This window comes from Gluconobacter sp. Gdi, assembly GCF_014132155.1.
Lineage (GTDB): Bacteria > Pseudomonadota > Alphaproteobacteria > Acetobacterales > Acetobacteraceae > Gluconobacter.
This window is the reverse complement of sequence record NZ_BLJQ01000001.1, coordinates 453138-469866: the sequence shown is the minus strand read 5'-3', so window position 1 is coordinate 469866 and position 16729 is coordinate 453138. Positions and strand designations below refer to the sequence as shown.

The window sequence follows — 16729 nt, the reverse complement described above, 5'->3', positions numbered from 1 at the left end:
GATCAGCGCAGGGCGGCAATCGCCGTAATTTCTACCCGCCAGTCCGGATCGGCCAGCTTGGCCTCAACCGTGGCACGAGCGGGCTTATGGCCCGTATCCAGCCAAACATCCCAAGCCTTGTTCATGTTCCCGATCTCGTTGATGTCGGTCAGGAAGATCTGCACAGACAGAATACGGGTCTTGTCCGTCCCCACATCAGCCAAAAGCGCGTCGATCTGGCGCAAGATGTCAGCCGTCTGGCCTTCGGTATCCAGCGTGGCATCGTCCGCAACCTGTCCGGCAAGATAAGCCAAACCGTTATGTGTCACCACGCCGGCCAAGCGGTTCTCTTCGAGGTGACGGGTAATATCTGTATTGATGCTCACGCCAGAACCTTACTGAAGAAGAGTAGGAATCAATTCATGTTCGAGGATTGCGTCCATGGCGCTCTCCTCATCTTCGGCAACTGCCATGGGCGTGCCGTCAGCGGCGTGAATTGCCACCATCAGCTCGCCGTCATGCAGCACTGATTTGACATAGGCCAGCTGGGACATCCCCAGCGTCCGAAGCTGCGGCCCCGTGATCCGCCTCAGATCTGCGGGGAGTACGTCTTCGTGCCCATCACTGTTTTCGAACGGGTTGTTCAATTCATAATCCTTACTGACACCTGAGGGCCTTTTCAGCCGCAGTCAGGTTGGAACATTCATACTGTCGATACGTGACTTACTCGTCGTCGAGTTCCCGCACAGGCCGGGTGCGCCGGGCTGTCTTGACCACAGGCGGGACCACTTCGTGCTGAACCGTCTGCGGGGTTCCGCCAGTCCGCCGTCCTTGCGTGATAGCAATCCGTTTGACACGAACTTCAGGCTCCGGACGCAGAAGATCGATATGAAGCAGGCCATTATCAAGCCATGCCCCGCCAATCTCTATGCCTTCAGCCAGAACAAACGCCTTATGGAACTGCCGTGCAGCAATACCACGATGCAGAAAGATCCGTCCCTGGCTATCATCGGTCTGACGTCCACGGATCACCAGCTGGTTGTCTTCCTGCGTGATCTGAAGGTCATCCATCACGAACCCGGCTACAGCCAGGGTAATCCGGAGCGCCGTCTGACTTAGCTGCTCGATGTTGTAAGGTGGGTAACCGTCTGACGTAGACTTGGAGGCACGCTCGAGCATCTGCTCAAGATGATCAAAACCAAGGAACATCGGGGATGTAAACAAGCGACCGGACATAGGGCTAGAGCCTCCTCCATGAGCGAGACAGCGGGAACCAGACCCTCCATGAGGCATCTGACGTGACCCTAGGATATGGTGGAGCAGGCTTTCTATGCAAGTTCTGCCTCGGGAAATGCTTGCTCGGGACTGGCATAAACAGTCGTCGCTCGCTACATCGCAAGGCATGAGCGAATTCGATTTCCTGTCCGGCATCGACGCGGTGCCGCCGACCCCGATCCTGATTGCCCCTGCGCCCGTGCTGCGTCAGGTCACCCGTGACGTCCGCGCAGAGGACATGGCGTTCCTGCGTGAGCAGCTTCCAGGCATGTTTTCCGCCATGTACAAGGCTCCCGGCATTGGCCTAGCGGCCCCGCAGGTTGGCCTTGATATGCGCTTCGCCCTCGTGGACGTCGCTGAAGAAGATGCCCCCCGCGAACCCATGGTTCTCATCAATCCGGAGATCGTCACGGATTCCGAACAGATGGCCGTACGGGAAGAAGGCTGCCTCTCGCTGCCGAACCAGTATGCGGAAGTCATCCGCCCCGAATCGATTCGCGTGCGTTACCGCGACCTTGCGGGTGAGATCATCGAGCGTGATGCTGATGGCCTGCTGGCGACATGCATCCAGCATGAAATGGATCATTTGGAGGGTATCCTGTTCGTGGATCACCTCTCCACACTCAAGCGCAACATGATCATGCGCCGTCTGGCCAAAGAGCAGAAGCTGAGAAGGCGTTAATCTCTGATGCGTCTGATCTTCATGGGTACGCCGGATTTCGCGGTTCCGGCCCTGCATGCTCTCATGGCTGCAGGACACGAAATCGTTGCCGTTTATACGCAGCCCCCTCGTCCGGCAGGACGTGGCAAGGCCGTACGGCGCTCCCCTGTCCATGAAGCAGCGGAAGCGGCAGGCATTGAAGTGCGTACGCCTGCCCGCGTTCGCCGGGACGAAGCGGAGCATAAAGCCTTTGCCGCGCTCAATGCAGACGCCGCAGTAGTCGCCGCTTACGGGTTGATCCTACCGAAAGCCATGCTGGATGCCCCTCGTATGGGATGCCTGAATATTCACGCAAGCCTGCTTCCCCGCTGGCGCGGAGCTTCGCCTATCCAGTCCTCCATCGTGGCCGGAGACACCAGAAGCGGCGTTTCCATCATGCAGATGGACGAGGGTCTCGATACGGGCGCGGTCCTGCTGGAGGAAGCCACGCCAATCAGCCTGTCAGACACCGCCAGCACGCTCCACGATCGTCTGGCAGAAATTGGCGGCAGGCTGATTGTTCGAGCACTGAGTGAGCAGCCTCAGCCTGTGCCACAGCCTGAAGACGGCGTGACATACGCGCATATGTTGAAGCGCGAAAACGGGCGTATCGACTGGTCACAGTCCTGCGAAGAAATCGATCGCCAAATTCGGGGGCTGACACCATGGCCCGGCGCATTCACGATGCTAAACGGTGTCATCCTTAAAATTGGCGCCGCTACGCCACGTCCCGAAATTGAAGGGCCCGCTGCCGGTAGCGCATTGGATGATGCTCTGACCATTGTCTGCGGCACCGGCGCACTGCGCATTGACCGTATTCAGAAGCCAGGACGCAGCATGATGGACGCTGCAGATTTCGTACGCGGACAAGAAATTCCGGCAGGCACACGCTTTGACTGAAATGGATATCTCCCGCTGGGCGTTACGTCTCGAATATGACGGGACGGGCTTTGTGGGATGGCAGAAACAGCAAGACGGCGTCTCTATCCAGAGCCTCATTGAGGCGGCAGCGTCTCGACTTGTTGGAAATCGTCCGGTCTCCAGCATCACCGCAGGCCGTACCGATGCCGGTGTCCATGCCTCCGGCATGGTCATTCACATCGATTTCCCGGGAGACGCCAAGATCAACGGGCGCCAGATCCGCGATGGCATGGGTTATTACCTCAAGCCTCACAGGGTTGTAGTTCTGGAGGCCGCACAGGTCAGCCTGGACTGGAGCGCACGTTTCTCCGCCATCTGGCGCAGCTACCAGTTCAAGATCCTGAACCGTCAGGCGCGCCCAGCCTTGCAGGAGACACACGTCTGGCACGTCAAGCGCGTGCTGGATGTAGACCTGATGCAGGAAGGCGCGAACTACCTTCTGGGCTCGCACGACTTCACATCATTCCGGGCGATCGCCTGTCAGGCCCGAAGTGCTGTGCGCACCCTTGATGTTCTGACCATTCACCGGGAAGGCGAACTGGTGATCGTGAACACCAAGGCACGCTCGTTCCTGCACCATCAGGTCCGGAATATGGTAGGCTCTCTGGTCATGGTGGGCTCTCGCCAGTGGCCACCGGAAAAGATGCGCGAAGTGTTGGAAGCCCGGAACCGCTGCGCTGCGGGACCGACTTCTCCACCAGATGGCCTCTGCCTTACAGGCGTCGGCTATCCGGAAGATCCGTTCGCCTAAGTTCAGGGTGCCCCAAACAGATCCGCTATTGCGTTGTAATGCGGTGGGACCAGCAACAGCAGGCCGATCAGAAGGAATACGCTGACAGTCTGCAACACCGTCATGATGACAGACTGCCATGCCGTCATCACAAGCCCAACACGCGTGACATACCAGGTCAGCCACAGGCTATAGAGCCACACGCCCACTGCGACGCCAGCCAGCGCTGCAGAAGACGAGGCAGCAGCAGGCATGATGATCCTCATGATGCCTTCGGCCATGATCATCATGATCACCGGTAGCCACGCACACCAGAGCGAGGCCGTCGCATAGCGGGTCCACAAGCCTTTCCGGCCTACAAACACGGCATAGCGTTCCGAGACGACGAGCTGAAGCAAGGGACAAACCAGCTGAACCAATGCTCGTATGGCCTGCAATTCCCGTTGATCCGCGGGCAACAGGAAGACACTGACCAGTTCGATGAGAGTTATGGCAATGGTGGGCGCCAGAGCCGCCATCAGCGGCTGAACCCCGGGGGAGAAACAGTTGATCCCCACCGCACGTCCGCGCCCCAGCAGCCAGACGCCCAGTGGGATACTCATTCCTCCAATCGGGGGAATACCGGTTGGACGGTCTGGAGTCACAGGCCAAATCTTTCCATGAACGTCAGATAAATCTGCGTCAGATCTTCAAGCGTCGAGACATCAACATGCTCGTCCCGCTTATGCATTGTCGCTCCGACCAGACCGAACTCTGCTACAGCACAGTATTGCGAAATGAAGCGCGCATCAGACGTTCCTCCGCCCGTATCGAGTTTCGGCTGCCGCCCTGTCACATCCTGAACAGCCCGCTCAAGACATTGAACTGCCGGTCCCGGCTGCGTCAGAAACGCCTCCCCACTGATGGAAACCGTAACTTCGCTGTCAGGTGCATGACGAGAGATAACTTCGCGGATCCACTCAGACAGGGCCGCACCAGTATGACAGTCATTGAACCGGATGTTCAGGCGCGCCTTGGCCTCGGCAGGAATGACGTTCGTCGCAGGATTGCCGACGTCAACGCTCGTGACCTGCAATGACGACGGGGAGAACCATTCCGTTCCCTCATCTAGGCAGCGTCCGGTCAGTTCACCGAGTGCCGGAAGGAGACGGTGGATGGGGTTATCGGCCAGATGCGGATAGGCAACGTGCCCCTGCACGCCCCGAACCACGATCTCTGCATTCATGCTGCCCCGACGACCAATCTTGATCGTATCCCCCAGAGCCGAAGGATTTGTGGGCTCTCCGAGAAGGCAGAAATCCGGCACATCATTTCGCGCTGCCAGCCATTCAATGACAGGCTTTGTGCCGAAATGAGCCGGGCCTTCCTCATCACCCGTAATGAGCAGGGAAATTGACCCTTTGAGGGTATTGTTCTGAAGAAAACGTGCGATGGCTGCCACGGAACAGGCCACGCCGCCTTTCATGTCCGCGATCCCACGGCCATACAGCCGACCATCCTGGATCTGCGCTGCGAAAGGATCGTGTGCCCATCCTTCACCGGGAGGAACCACATCCGTATGGCCCGCAAAGCAGAGAACCGGACGCCCGATACCAATTTTAGCGTAAAAATTCGGCGTAGGAGCGTCCGCTGGCCCGAATGGCAGGTGGACCACCTCGAACCCCATCCCTTCCAGAACCGATACCAGAAGAGCCTGCGCTCCATCATCGGCTGGAGTAACGGACTGGCAACGGATCAGATCCTGCGCAAGGGCAACAGGATCAGTCGGAAAAGATGGGGACGGCATGGATCAGTCGCGCAGAAGTTCGTTGATGGACGTCTTGGAGCGCGTACGCTCGTCAACGCGCTTTACGATTACAGCACATGCGAGGGACGGCTGACCTGGCTCCTTAGGCGGCAGCGTGCCTGGGATAACCACAGAATAGGCTGGCACACGTCCCATGAAGATTTCACCCGTCGCACGGTCCACAATCTTCGTGGAGGCACCGATAAACACGCCCATGGACAGGACGGAGCCCTTCTCCACGATCACGCCTTCAGCAACTTCCGAACGGGCACCGATGAAGCAGTCATCTTCAATGATGACGGGAGCAGCCTGAAGCGGTTCAAGAACGCCACCGATGCCAGCACCGCCGCTGATATGGCAGTTCTTGCCAATCTGGGCGCAGGAACCGACTGTCGCCCAAGTATCGACCATCGTGCCGCTGTCTACACGGGCACCGACGTTCACGAAGCTCGGCATCAGAACAACATTCGGCGCAATGAACGCGGAGCGACGAACAATGGCACCTGGAACGGCACGGAAACCGGCTTCAGCAAACCGGAACTGATCCCAGCCTTCAAACTTCAGCGGGACCTTATCAAAAGCAGGTTGACCGCCACATCCACCCACCATCACGCGGCTGTCGTACAGACGGAATGAGAGCAGAACAGCCTTCTTCAGCCATTCATGAACAACCCAGCCATCTTCGCTCGGCTCGGCAACACGCAGCGTACCAGCGTCCAGCCCTTTGAGAGCGGTTTCGACGACCTCGCGGTCCTCTCCCTCTGTCTGGGCGTTCAGAGTAGCGCGACGCTCCCAAAGAGCGTCAATAGCGGTGCGGAGCGTATCGTGAGGCATCAGGACCAATCCGGAAAAGGAGCAGAAAACCGCCGGACCATGCGGTCCCCGGTCCCGACTGTCAACGGCTCTTTCCCTGTGAGCATCATCCAGACCAACGTTAAGGCTTTGTTTACCTTTTGATCCTATGAAAAATCCAAGCTCTTTCGTCTCCGGAAAAGATCCGGAAAGCCAAAGGCGCCAGACCGTGTTCTCACATCGATTCACGACGCAGCACATTTATCGCTTCAACGATGCGGCACGTTCAGCCGCAAAATCATGGATCCTTTGCGGCAATGCATGACATTGGCCTGAAAAGCCCTCCCCCTCCGGTGCCGGAGCCGACTTCCCATCAAACCTTTCAGCTCCTGAGAGAGAATCTGGCCTGCATGCGCAGCGCCATTCTTCCCCGACTTGGCATCGCAGCAGCCCTCACCAAGGTACAGGAAGCGCTTGAAGCGGACTGCCTGCTCTTCAGCGCCTTTACACCTTCCGATCATAGCGTGGCCTTGCATCAGTCCGCCCCGCTTCCCGAGGGGTTTCAAGGCGAATTACAGAAATGTGGGCTCATGCTCGAGCAACACGTCATCCAGTTTTCCTCAGGGGTCCATCATGCGCTCCTGATCTGCGAACCCATCAGAAGCCAGGCTCCTTTTGGCCTTCTATGCTGGAAAAAAACATCATGGTCAGCAGATGAAACTGATCTTCTTCGCACTCTGCTGACAGTCATTGCAACGTTGCAGGATGCTGAAGGGCTTCACAGAAACGTCCTAAAGGGCGCTCACTATGATCTCTCGTCCAACCTTCTGAACTGGGAAGGCTTGAAACAGGAAATGGAGCGGCGCATTCCGCGCCTGGATCGAGACTGCCTCGCGGCGACCCTTATGATCGCGCACGTTCCCGGCCTGAGCGAAACAACCCAAACGCATGGATTTCAGGCAGGAGAAGAGGCGCTCACACAATGCATTGCTTTACTCCGCAAGGCCGTGCGTCCAACCGACGCTATTGCGCGGCTTAGCGGCAACATGTTTGCGCTTTGGCTGGATGGAGGGGATCGTTTTGCCATGGCTGAGCGTGCCGAACGGATGACGGCGCATGGCATTCCGATCCTGATAAACCCACCGGTGCACCTTCCACTACACATCGGACTGATGTGCCGAGAAGCGAACGATCCGGAAAACACGGCAGACAATCTTCTGGAAAGAGCCAGTCAGGCTCTCCAGACCGGAGAAGAAGAGCAAAAAAAATGGCGCTTCTCACACGAAGCGCCATAAGCCGGATCAGGCTTTGATAAGAGTGCCGGGGCCTGCTCTGGTAAAGAGTTCCAGAAGGCAGGTGTGAGGAACACGACCGTCAAGAATAACTGCAGCCTTGGCGCCGCTCTGCACAGCATCCAGACAGGTTTCGACCTTCGGGATCATCCCTCCGGAGATCGTGCCATCCTTGATGAGATTGCGTGCTTCTTCCGCACTCAGCTCTTCAATCAGCTTGCCGTCACGATCCAGCACGCCCGGAACGTCCGTCAGCATCAGCAGGCGAGATGCATGAACTGCACCGGCAATGGCACCTGCTGCCGTATCGGCATTGATATTGTAGGTTTCGCCATTTTCGCCCGCACCCACAGGCGCAATGACAGGAATAAGGCCTGATCCGAGCAAAGCATAAAGAACGCGCGGATCAATCTTCTCCGGCTGTCCCACGAAACCAAGATCGATAATACTCTCGATCTGGCTATCCGGATCACGCCGCGTGCGGGTCAGTTTACGAGCCTGAATAAGACTTCCATCCTTACCCGAAATTCCAACAGCCATAGCACCAGCACTGTTGATGAGCTGCGCAACCTGCTTGTTCACACTTCCAGCCAGAACCATCTCGATCACATCGACCATGGCACTATCCGTAACGCGCAGACCATCCACGAACTGTGAGCGGATGTGGAGACGATCCAGCATGGAGCTGATCTGCGGGCCACCGCCATGCACAACGATCGGATTAATCCCTACGAGCTTCAGAAGCGCAATGTCATATCCAAATGCACTGGCCAGCTTGCCCTCACCCATTGCATGACCGCCGTATTTCACAACGATCGTGTCCCCGGCATAACGGCGCAGAAATGGCAGTGCACTCGCAAGAATAGCAGCCTGCTGCTGGGCATCATCCATATTAACGGCCGGGGGAATTTCCGGCAATTTTTCACTGTGGGTCTTTTTGCTCATGGCCGGACATCTCCTTCCCCTGAGGTCTGAACAGGATCTGCGAAACGGGCAATCTCTGCCCGAAGATCTTCAATGCCTTCCCCGGTCTGACTGCTGGTGCAGACAATCCGCGGGTAGGCCGCAGCCTGTTTGAGCGCGAGCGCTTCAACTTCCGCAATTTTGGCTTTCAGTGCCGTCGGCCGAACCTGATCGCATTTGGTCAGAACAATCTGGAACACCACAGCCGCACGCCCCAACAGATCCATAACGTCCCTGTCGGACTGCTTGATCTCAATCCGCGCATCCAGAAGCAGAATGACGCGGGCCAGCGTGGTTCGCCCACGAAGATAGGCGAACATCATGTTCTGCCAGTCTTCCTTGACGGATTTCGCAGCTTTAGCGAACCCGTAACCAGGCATATCCACAAGAGAAATACGGTCAGCGAGATTGAAAAAGTTGAGTTGCTTGGTGCGCCCCGGTTCTGAAGATGCTCTCGCCAGCGCACGACGCCCGGTCAAAGCGTTGATGATGCTGGACTTGCCAACATTGGAACGCCCGGCAAAAGCAACTTCCGGTCGACCAACCGGCGGAAGCTGATCGATCTTCTGCGAGCCGAAGAAGAACTCGCACTCCCCTGCGAACAGCAGGCGACCGTCTTCAATCTGCTCAGGGGTAGGAGGGCCAGCGGCTTCTTTCATGGTGTCTCAGCGTCCACTTTTAGTGACAGGAACCGGCAGCTTGGCACGGCTCTGAATGAAGGACTGCTGGGCGAACGTCAGCAGGTTGTTCCACGTATAGTAAACCAGAAGGCTGGCCGGGAAGTTGGACATCACGAACACGTAGACCAGCGGCATGAACTGCATGATGCGGGCCTGAGCCGGGTCCATGCTGACCATCGTCTGCCGCTGAAGCAACCAGAAGGTCACGCCTAGCGCAGCACCCCAGATGCTGACATGCAGGAAGGAAAAATACACGGTCGGGTCAAAGGGGATCAGACCAAACAGGTTAAAAATGTTCGTCGGATCTGGGACAGACAGATCATGAATCCAGCCGAAGAACGGTGCATGACGCTCGTCAATGCTGATGTTCAGCATCTTGTAGAGGCAGAAGAAGATCGGAGCCTGGATCAGAACAGGAAGGCACCCACTGGCAGGGCTAACACCCTCTTCGCGGTAGAGCGCCATGACCTTCTGGTTCATCACCATCGGGTCGTCCTTGTTCTTCTCACGGATCTCCTTGATCTTCGGAGCTAGCAGACGCATGCGCGCTGAAGATCCTGCCGCCTTGGACGCAAGCGGGAAGAGCACAATCTTGACGATCAGCGTCAGCGCCATCAGCGCCAGACCGAAATTGCCCAGATGCAGATACAGCCAGTGCAGCAGATACAGGATCGGACGCGTCAGAAAGCTGAACCACCCAAAGTCGATGGCTTTGTCGAGGTCCGTAATGTGCAGGTTGCTGCTGTAAGCCTGCAGAAGGCTTGGCACCTTTGCACCAGCAAAAAGATGGCTCGTCTGCGTAACAGTGCCATTCGGCATGATCTGCTGCGGAGCCTGAGACACGAAGCTGATACGATAGGACCCTGCATGTTCCGGAACGTAAGCAAAGCTCGCCGTCACAGAAGACGTGGCGTCAGGTGCAACGGCCGTCAACCAGTACTTGTCGCTGATACCGCCCCAGCCACCTGTACCACCCTTGGCCCAGAACGTGTGGTCAGGATGCTCAGCGCCCTTACGAACATTTTTGTAGGTCTCGTCGTTCAGGCGACCGTCCATGACAGCAATAGGGCCTTCATGTGCCGTCCAGAAACCTTCCGGAGCCTGATAGTCACGCTGCACACGCTGGAACGGAAGCAGCGCAACAGGCTGGGAGGAATGATTCTCCACCGACTGCACAGCCGAGAACATATAATGCTCATCAACTGAAAGGTAGATCGAGAAAATCAGACCTTCGCCGTTATCCCATGTCAGCGTGACCGGATGACCAGGAGAGAGTGCCTCGTCCGCACTGGTCCAGACCGTGTTCAGATCCGGAACCTTCGCATTGGACCCCGGAGCGTTGCTCCAGCCAATTACGAAGAAGTTCGGATGCTCGCTGCCGGGCTTGTCCAGCAGACGGACAAGCGGACTGTCCTTTGCAAGAGTGGCACGGTACTTCGTCAGCACCGCATCATCCAGAAGCGCACCCTTGAGGTTCAGGGAGCCCTGCACGTCGTCGCTGGTAATCGCAATGCGACGAGCGACCACTTCCGGTTCAGGCGAGGCCGGAGCCGGACCAGCAACAGCCGGAGTGGACGGAGACTGTGTCGCAGTGGTTTGCGTCACAGCCGGATGACTGTCCGGACGGGGTTTCGGCATGAAATAGTCGAAACCGATCAGGATGAGGGCCGAGAGGATAATGGCCGCAATGATGCGCTTGATTTCCATCGGGCTGATGCCGGTCTTTCGTCTCTAACGGAGGAATGCTGAGCCTCAAGTGGCCGAAAACCGTTACCAAAACAATAGGCGCACGCGTTTTTAATGCCGATGAGCCTCGGGCGGGAGGTCACATCCCCCTTTTGACCAGGGGTGACAGCGGAGGATTCTCTTCAATGCCAGCCAGCCGCCCCGAACAGGCCCATGCCCTTTGATTGCCATGATGGCATAGGTGCTGCACCCCGGTTCGAAACGACAGTTTCGACCCAGATAGGGACTGATGAACAGCTTGTAAGCGTCGATCAACGCAAGCAGGAAGACAGTGACAGCCTTATTGAAAAGGCGTGTCATTTTTCCAAGCCCTTGCGGAGCGCTTTACGAAGATCATCCTGAAGAAGGGAAAATTCTCGTCGGCGCGTACCATCACGGCCGATCAGGACAAAGTCTCCCGAAGGAAGACCGTCCTCACGCGCTACAAGACGCAACGCCTCTCGGAGGCGGCGTTTTGTGCGGTTGCGGATGACAGAGTTTCCAACCTTTTTCGTGACGGTAAAGCCGACACGGCTATCAGGCTGGCTATCATCCTGCAGCATCTGCACAACCATTCCCGGGGTAGCGACCTTATGTCCCTTCCCGGCAACACGCAGAAACTGCGGCCGCTTTTTCAGGCGGCCAGCTGTGTGGTTCTGGCTCAGGCGGAGAGCTTCGAGCGGCCCTTGGTGCGACGGTTTGCCAGCACGCGGCGGCCACCGACTGTAGCAGTGCGTGCACGGAAACCGTGACGACGCTTACGAACCAGCTTGGAGGGTTGATACGTGCGCTTCATGACATCGATCCTTTAAAACCATGCAGACGCCTCTCTGGACATCCGCGTCGATCGGGCGCACGAAACGCCCGGTGAATGAGACCCGGGCTTGTACTCACCCGACCCTTCCCTGTCAATGCTACACTCTCAGGAACTTAAGGATATGAGCCAAAATCCCGCTCCGCCACCGTCATCAACTGACGACTCCAAGGCATTTCGACATGATCTGCGAAATGCCCTGTCCCCGGCGATGCTGTGTGCGGACATCTTGACATCCCATTCAGACGAATCCGTCAGAAAACATGCAGGAACAATTGTCGAGGCGCTGGAAAAAGCACTGCGCCTCCTGAAGAAACCTACTTCTTCTCAATAAGCTCAATCTTGTAGCCGTCTGGATCTTCCACGAAGGCAATGATGATCGTGCCGAACTTCAGTGGCCCGGCTTCACGGGTCACTTTGCCGCCACCAATCCGGACAGCCTCTACAAGCGCGGCCACATCCGAGACGCCAATCGCAAAATGGCCGAATCCCGTGCCGACGTCGTAATCCGTTTCCTGATCCCAGTTATAGGTCAGCTCAATTTCAGCCTGTCCGTTCTCATTATCAGCGAATCCAATGAAAACGAGTGTGTAACGGCCTTCACGAACTTCCTTGCGGCGCAGTTCTTTCATGCCAAGAAGGCTGTAGAACGCCAGACTGCGATCAATGTCTCGAATACGAACCATCGTGTGCAGAAATGTGCTCATTTTTCTTCTTTCAGATCTTCGCTTGTCAGCCCGTAAAGGAATAGCCCGTATCGGTCAGCCAAGGCGACGCAGCGGTCAGGGTCTGTCAACAACGTGACACCAGGCTGAAACGCAACGCCCCTCAATCCGTTCCGGGCCGCATTTTCCAGCGTCTCAGGACCTATTGTCGGCATATCTGCCCTCAGGTCCTGTCCGCTTTTGGGCATTTTGATAAGAACGCCGCCACTGCCAGCCTGCATCAGTTTGCCGCAGCGTCCCAGCATGGCATCCGTGCCCTCAAGAGCTTCGACAGCCAGAACCAGACCGCTCTGAACGACACACCCCTGCCCAATATCCAGCGCAGCCATGGCCCGCAGCACCTGAACACCACGTGCTATGTCCTGACGCGCCTGTTCGTCTGGCACAACGCGACCAAGCGTCCCGCTCTTACCGGTCGCATGATCAAGGAATTCGTGGGCGCCGCGAACAATGAACCCTTCTTCCCCGAGCACGCGCACAACTGCTCCGAGAAGCCCGTCATCGCCAAGGAAGATCGCACGTCCCAAACGTGCAAGAACACGCGCCCCTTCCGCATCAGGGCGAAGGTCACGCCACGCAGGGCGTCGAACCGGTCCGATCAGAACCAGTTCCCGGCATCCATGCTTTTTAAGGGCTGCCAAGATTTCTCCTACAGCAGCAAGGCGGATGATTTCATGTGGATAAGGTGCCAGACGGGCCATGTCCGCAAAATCACGAAAGCCGACCACAAAAACCGACTTTCCCTTTTCCAGGGCAGCCGCAGCGACCTTTGCAGGCAAGGGGCCCGCCCCGGCCAGAATACCGACGCAACCTGCCCCCATCACGCTCAGGCCCCTTCGGTTTCGGAAAGCCCCTCATTACGGGCCACACGTGTCAGCCCGCGGCGGCTTGGCGCTTCCATAAAGTCCAGCATCTCAGCAATACGCGGCAAATGACCATACTCCCGCCGTACATCTGCAATGCGGGCTTCCAGCACAACCTCCGTGCTGCCATGCCGAGGGTAGAGTGTCCGAAAGGCGCGACGCATGGCCTGCATTTCTTCCGGGCCGACGCCAGAGCGCTTCAGCCCGATCCAGTTCAGTCCGACCAGACGGGCACGATTCCCGAGAACACTTCCGTAGGGGATGACATCCATTTCGACGCCACAGACGCCACCTACGACAGCGCCGCGACCAATGCGCACGAACTGATGGAGCGCTGCTGATCCCATCACCTTTGCATCGTCAGCAATCTCGACATGGCCGCCCATGACAACATTGTTCACGATGATCACACGATCACCGAGAACACAGTCATGCGCCACATGAGCATTTGCCATGATCAGGCAGGACGCGCCAATTTTCGTCAGTGCATGTCCCTGCGCCGTTCCACGATGAATGGTAACGTTTTCACGGATGATCGTTCTCGCACCGATCTCGCAGAGCGTCGGCTCTCCAGCGTATTTGAGATCCTGCGGTGCCATGCCGATCGTGACGAAGGGATAGACTTCTACTTCCTCACGAAGGGTCGTGTGCCCATCGACAATCACCGAAGCATGCAGGTGCACACCGTCGCCAAGTGTCACGTGAGGCCCGACGATGCACCACGGGCCAATGCGAACATTTTCCCCAATTCGGGCACGTTCATCGACAAGAGCAGTCGCGTGAATCTCAGCGCTATCGGATCGTTTTCCTGCAATCTGCATCAGTTCAGCCCATGATCATGGCACTGAAGGTTGCCTCTGCAACGGCAACGCCGTCAACACGTGCAATGCCCTTGAATTTCCAGACATTCGCCCGCGACCGCTCTTTGACCACTTCAATACGAAGCTGATCACCCGGCCCAACCGGACGGCGGAACTTGGCGCCTTCAATGGTCATGAAATATACCAGCTTCCCTTCGAAGGCCTTGCCAAGCGTCAGGACAACAAGCGTCGCAGCTGTCTGAGCCATGGCTTCGATGATCAGAACGCCAGGCATCACCGGATGGGAAGGAAAATGCCCCTGAAAGAAGGGCTCGTTCACTGTGACGTTCTTGATGCCAACAGCGGACTCACCAGCCTTGATTTCCTGCATCTTGTCGATCAGCAGGAACGGATAGCGATGAGGGATCGCCTGCATGATCTGCAGAATGTCGATGCTCTCAGGAACCTGATGCGTTCCCGAAGCCCCTTCTGCCGGGGTCGTCTTTTCAGCCGGAGCGTCCACTCGATCCATTTTGTTCACCATGCCCTTCTAAGGGAAAATTTTGTCAGTTTTCTGCTCTCCGAGCAGTGCGGATGGCCTCCCTTAGCAAAACTGGCTACGGGATACCATCCGTCACCGGAAAGGTCAGTCGCCGCTTTTGCGGGAGAGCTTCCGCAAAGTGGCTACGTTCCGGAAGAATTCCCGGAAGGGCATGGCGGGGCTACCGATAACATCCGCTCCCGCATCCACGTCAGACATGACACCGCACTGAGCCCCAACACGGGCCTTGTCACCAATCTTGATGTGACCGATCAGGCCGGCCTGAGCAGCGATCGTGACGAAATCGCCAAGCTCGGTCGAGCCGGAAATACCAGCCTGCGAAACAACAATGCAGCATTTTCCGAGCTGGGCATTGTGTCCGATCTGAACCAGATTATCGATCCGCGTGCCTGCCCCAATGATCGTATCGCGCATGGAGCCACGATCAATCGTTGAGTTAGCACCGATCTCAACGTCGTCCTCAATGACAACCAGACCAAGCTGCGGCACGGTCTCGAAACCAGCAGGACCGACAGCAAAACCAAATCCGTCCTGACCAATGCGCGCGCCGGGATACAATGTTACCCGGTTCCCGACACGGGCGTGCGTCAGACTGACATGGCTGCCAATGCGGCAACGCTCACCGATCTCGACACTCCGACCAATCACGGCATGCGCACCAATCAGTGTGCCCGAGCCAATTTTCGCGCCGTCTTCGACAACAGCGAAAGCCCCAATCTCGACATTCTCACCGATCTCAGCTGTCTCACTGACATAAGCCGAAGGATGACGAACACCCGTCGATGACGGTGCAGGATGAAAGAGCGCTGCAATGCGTGCCCATGCAAGGTAGGGCGTTTTGCAGACAAGGCCCGCCGTATGTGCTGGCAGCTTGTCGGCAAAAGCCGGCGCAAGAATGACCACCCCTGCACGCGTTTTTTCCAGAAGAGGCAGGTAGCGGCGATTATCCAGAAAACTCACGTCTTCCGGTCCCGCAACGTGCAATGGGGCAACCCCGCGGAAACTGACTGGATCCTCCTGCCCTTCAGCAGCAGGACGAACCTCGCTTCCCGATACTTCCGCAAGATGAGCCAGACCAAAAGGTCCAGCTCTCAGGAAGAAGCGCTCATCACCAGGTCGGTTTTCGGTGAGTACCTTATCAGCCACGGGATCAGGCCTCAGCGATGCTGCCGGAGAACGGACTCAGGCTGCGCGGGAGCCGAAGCTGGCGCTGCCTGTTCAGGACCCTGCGGCGCACGCTGTTCGTCTGCCGTCGTTGGCATCTTGCCAGACTTGGCGAGTTGCTCAGGATCCACGCCTTCGTCAGGAATAAACACGTGCGGCAGCGTCTTGTTCAGCTGGTTTGCCACTTCTTCCGTGATGTCCTGCTCGCCCACATGCAGCACAACCTGCTCGGCATGCAGAACCAGGTTCATGTTATGCGCACCGGCAACCGCGGCAATGATGCCGTTACCCTGTTCAAGCTCACGCTCGATCTGGTGGAAGGCAACCTGCGCAGCTTCCTGAACAATACGAGCCTGATTACCAAAATCTCGCTGATCCTTGGCGCGACGCTCCTGAAGATGGCGCTCACGAAGCTGGATCTGGTCAGCTGTAAGACTGCGGGCTTCGGATTGCAGCTTCTGCTGCTCACCACGCCACGCACCCTCTTCACGCTGCACAGCCTGTGCCAGCTTGTCACGACGTGCGCCAAGAACCTGCTGGATCTCCTGCGCAGCAGACGACATCTGCATGACAGCCTGAACATTGATCACACCAATGACTGCAGCTGGTGGCGCAGCGCCCTTCGCAACAGTTGGCGGATTAGGGATCGGCGGCAACGGCAGAACCGGGGGAGCCTGCTGTGCATTCGGAGCAGCCTGCTCGTCTTCAACAGGCGCCTCAGCCATGGGCACACTGCGGCGAGGTGCCGGACGTGCAGCAGCCGGTGCATCCGGATGTGCGGCCTTGGGAACAAACCATCCACCGTTGTTGGCGGCCTGGGCGTGAGCAGCGGGTGCAACAGCAAGAACCGTCGCAGCCAGAAGCGCACCGACCGAGGCCGGGCGCATCAGGGAAATAAAGGTCATAACCACCTCTGGGAAAGGGGATGGAAGTGCTTGGAGCTCGAAGTCAGACACGC

22 protein-coding genes are annotated in these 16729 nt (G+C 57.4%); 4 read left to right on the top strand and 18 right to left on the bottom strand.

The window, feature by feature from the left end:
* Positions 1–2: 2 nt before the first annotated feature.
* The 3 genes from JN414_RS02145 to JN414_RS02135 all read right to left on the bottom strand — a co-directional run bounded on the left by JN414_RS02145 (position 3) and on the right by JN414_RS02135 (position 1215).
* Entirely contained in the window at positions 3–365 is a 363-nt protein-coding gene (locus JN414_RS02145; protein ID WP_202206488.1) for a RidA family protein, read from the bottom strand.
* A 9-nt stretch (positions 366–374) separates the two neighbouring features.
* Positions 375–626 carry a DUF1150 family protein gene (locus JN414_RS02140; protein ID WP_202206487.1) on the bottom strand — a complete coding sequence of 84 codons (252 nt, stop codon included), beginning with the start codon at positions 624–626 and terminating at the stop codon, positions 375–377.
* A 76-nt stretch (positions 627–702) separates the two neighbouring features.
* A complete protein-coding gene (locus JN414_RS02135) occupies positions 703–1215 on the bottom strand; it encodes an Hsp20 family protein (RefSeq protein ID WP_202206486.1) in 513 nt (170 codons plus the stop codon).
* 166 nt (positions 1216–1381) lie between these two features.
* On the opposite strand from JN414_RS02135, the gene def reads away from it, so the two are divergent.
* Genes def through truA form a run of 3 tightly spaced genes read left to right on the top strand, consistent with a single transcriptional unit; the run spans position 1382 to position 3626 of the window.
* The gene (gene def, locus JN414_RS02130) at positions 1382–1936 is read left to right on the top strand and encodes a peptide deformylase (protein ID WP_046899880.1); all 555 of its coding nucleotides are present in this window, start codon (positions 1382–1384) and stop codon (positions 1934–1936) included.
* Between the two features lie 6 nt (positions 1937–1942).
* Positions 1943–2854, top strand: a complete 912-nt coding sequence (gene fmt / locus JN414_RS02125; RefSeq protein ID WP_202206485.1) for a methionyl-tRNA formyltransferase — start codon at positions 1943–1945, stop codon at positions 2852–2854.
* A 1-nt stretch (position 2855) separates the two neighbouring features.
* Entirely contained in the window at positions 2856–3626 is a 771-nt protein-coding gene (gene truA, locus JN414_RS02120; RefSeq protein ID WP_046899768.1) for a tRNA pseudouridine(38-40) synthase TruA, read from the top strand.
* Positions 3627–3628: 2 nt separating this feature from the next.
* Here the strand turns inward: truA and JN414_RS02115 are convergent, their stop codons facing one another.
* Genes JN414_RS02115 through dapD form a run of 3 tightly spaced genes read right to left on the bottom strand, consistent with a single transcriptional unit; the run spans position 3629 to position 6225 of the window.
* Positions 3629–4207, bottom strand: a complete 579-nt coding sequence (locus tag JN414_RS02115) for a hypothetical protein (RefSeq protein WP_202206484.1) — start codon at positions 4205–4207, stop codon at positions 3629–3631.
* A gap of 38 nt (positions 4208–4245) precedes the next feature.
* Positions 4246–5391: a succinyl-diaminopimelate desuccinylase gene (dapE, locus tag JN414_RS02110; RefSeq protein ID WP_202206483.1), complete on the bottom strand. Its 1146-nt coding sequence runs from the start codon at positions 5389–5391 to the stop codon at positions 4246–4248.
* 3 nt (positions 5392–5394) lie between these two features.
* Positions 5395–6225, bottom strand: a complete 831-nt coding sequence (gene dapD / locus JN414_RS02105; protein WP_099211095.1) for a 2,3,4,5-tetrahydropyridine-2,6-dicarboxylate N-succinyltransferase — start codon at positions 6223–6225, stop codon at positions 5395–5397.
* A gap of 368 nt (positions 6226–6593) precedes the next feature.
* Between dapD and JN414_RS02100 the strand changes: the two genes are divergently transcribed.
* The gene (locus JN414_RS02100) at positions 6594–7478 is read left to right on the top strand and encodes a diguanylate cyclase domain-containing protein (protein WP_237389831.1); all 885 of its coding nucleotides are present in this window, start codon (positions 6594–6596) and stop codon (positions 7476–7478) included.
* Between the two features lie 6 nt (positions 7479–7484).
* On the opposite strand, the gene argB is transcribed toward JN414_RS02100, so the two are convergent.
* The 12 genes from argB to JN414_RS02040 form a co-directional block, all read right to left on the bottom strand.
* Positions 7485–8420 (bottom strand): acetylglutamate kinase, encoded by a 936-nt coding sequence (gene argB / locus JN414_RS02095; protein ID WP_202206481.1) that lies wholly within the window; start codon positions 8418–8420, stop codon positions 7485–7487.
* Positions 8417–9097 carry a ribosome biogenesis GTP-binding protein YihA/YsxC gene (gene yihA, locus JN414_RS02090; protein ID WP_064273916.1) on the bottom strand — a complete coding sequence of 227 codons (681 nt, stop codon included), beginning with the start codon at positions 9095–9097 and terminating at the stop codon, positions 8417–8419. The genes argB and yihA overlap by 4 nt, the downstream gene beginning before the upstream one ends.
* A 6-nt stretch (positions 9098–9103) precedes the next feature.
* Complete coding sequence (gene yidC, locus JN414_RS02085) at positions 9104–10825, bottom strand: membrane protein insertase YidC (RefSeq protein WP_202206480.1); 1722 nt, start codon at positions 10823–10825, stop codon at positions 9104–9106.
* Between the two features lie 90 nt (positions 10826–10915).
* Positions 10916–11164, bottom strand: a complete 249-nt coding sequence (yidD, locus tag JN414_RS02080; protein WP_086634463.1) for a membrane protein insertion efficiency factor YidD — start codon at positions 11162–11164, stop codon at positions 10916–10918.
* Positions 11161–11508 carry a ribonuclease P protein component gene (gene rnpA, locus JN414_RS02075; RefSeq protein ID WP_202206787.1) on the bottom strand — a complete coding sequence of 116 codons (348 nt, stop codon included), beginning with the start codon at positions 11506–11508 and terminating at the stop codon, positions 11161–11163. The genes yidD and rnpA overlap by 4 nt, the downstream gene beginning before the upstream one ends.
* On the bottom strand, positions 11505–11639 hold the full coding sequence (gene rpmH / locus JN414_RS02070; protein ID WP_202206479.1) for a 50S ribosomal protein L34: 135 nt from the start codon (positions 11637–11639) through the stop codon (positions 11505–11507). Before rpmH ends, rnpA begins: the two co-directional genes overlap by 4 nt.
* Before the next feature lie 335 nt (positions 11640–11974).
* Complete coding sequence (gene gloA, locus JN414_RS02065; protein ID WP_202206478.1) at positions 11975–12364, bottom strand: lactoylglutathione lyase; 390 nt, start codon at positions 12362–12364, stop codon at positions 11975–11977.
* A complete protein-coding gene (locus JN414_RS02060) occupies positions 12361–13206 on the bottom strand; it encodes an LpxI family protein (protein WP_211497801.1) in 846 nt (281 codons plus the stop codon). Before JN414_RS02060 ends, gloA begins: the two co-directional genes overlap by 4 nt.
* Before the next feature lie 2 nt (positions 13207–13208).
* Positions 13209–14066, bottom strand: a complete 858-nt coding sequence (gene lpxA / locus JN414_RS02055) for an acyl-ACP--UDP-N-acetylglucosamine O-acyltransferase (protein ID WP_202206477.1) — start codon at positions 14064–14066, stop codon at positions 13209–13211.
* Between the two features lie 4 nt (positions 14067–14070).
* The gene (gene fabZ, locus JN414_RS02050; protein ID WP_202206476.1) at positions 14071–14589 is read right to left on the bottom strand and encodes a 3-hydroxyacyl-ACP dehydratase FabZ; all 519 of its coding nucleotides are present in this window, start codon (positions 14587–14589) and stop codon (positions 14071–14073) included.
* Positions 14590–14691: 102 nt separating this feature from the next.
* A complete protein-coding gene (gene lpxD, locus JN414_RS02045) occupies positions 14692–15753 on the bottom strand; it encodes a UDP-3-O-(3-hydroxymyristoyl)glucosamine N-acyltransferase (protein ID WP_202206475.1) in 1062 nt (353 codons plus the stop codon).
* A gap of 11 nt (positions 15754–15764) precedes the next feature.
* Complete coding sequence (locus JN414_RS02040; protein ID WP_202206474.1) at positions 15765–16676, bottom strand: OmpH family outer membrane protein; 912 nt, start codon at positions 16674–16676, stop codon at positions 15765–15767.
* Between the last annotated feature and the right edge of the window lie 53 nt (positions 16677–16729).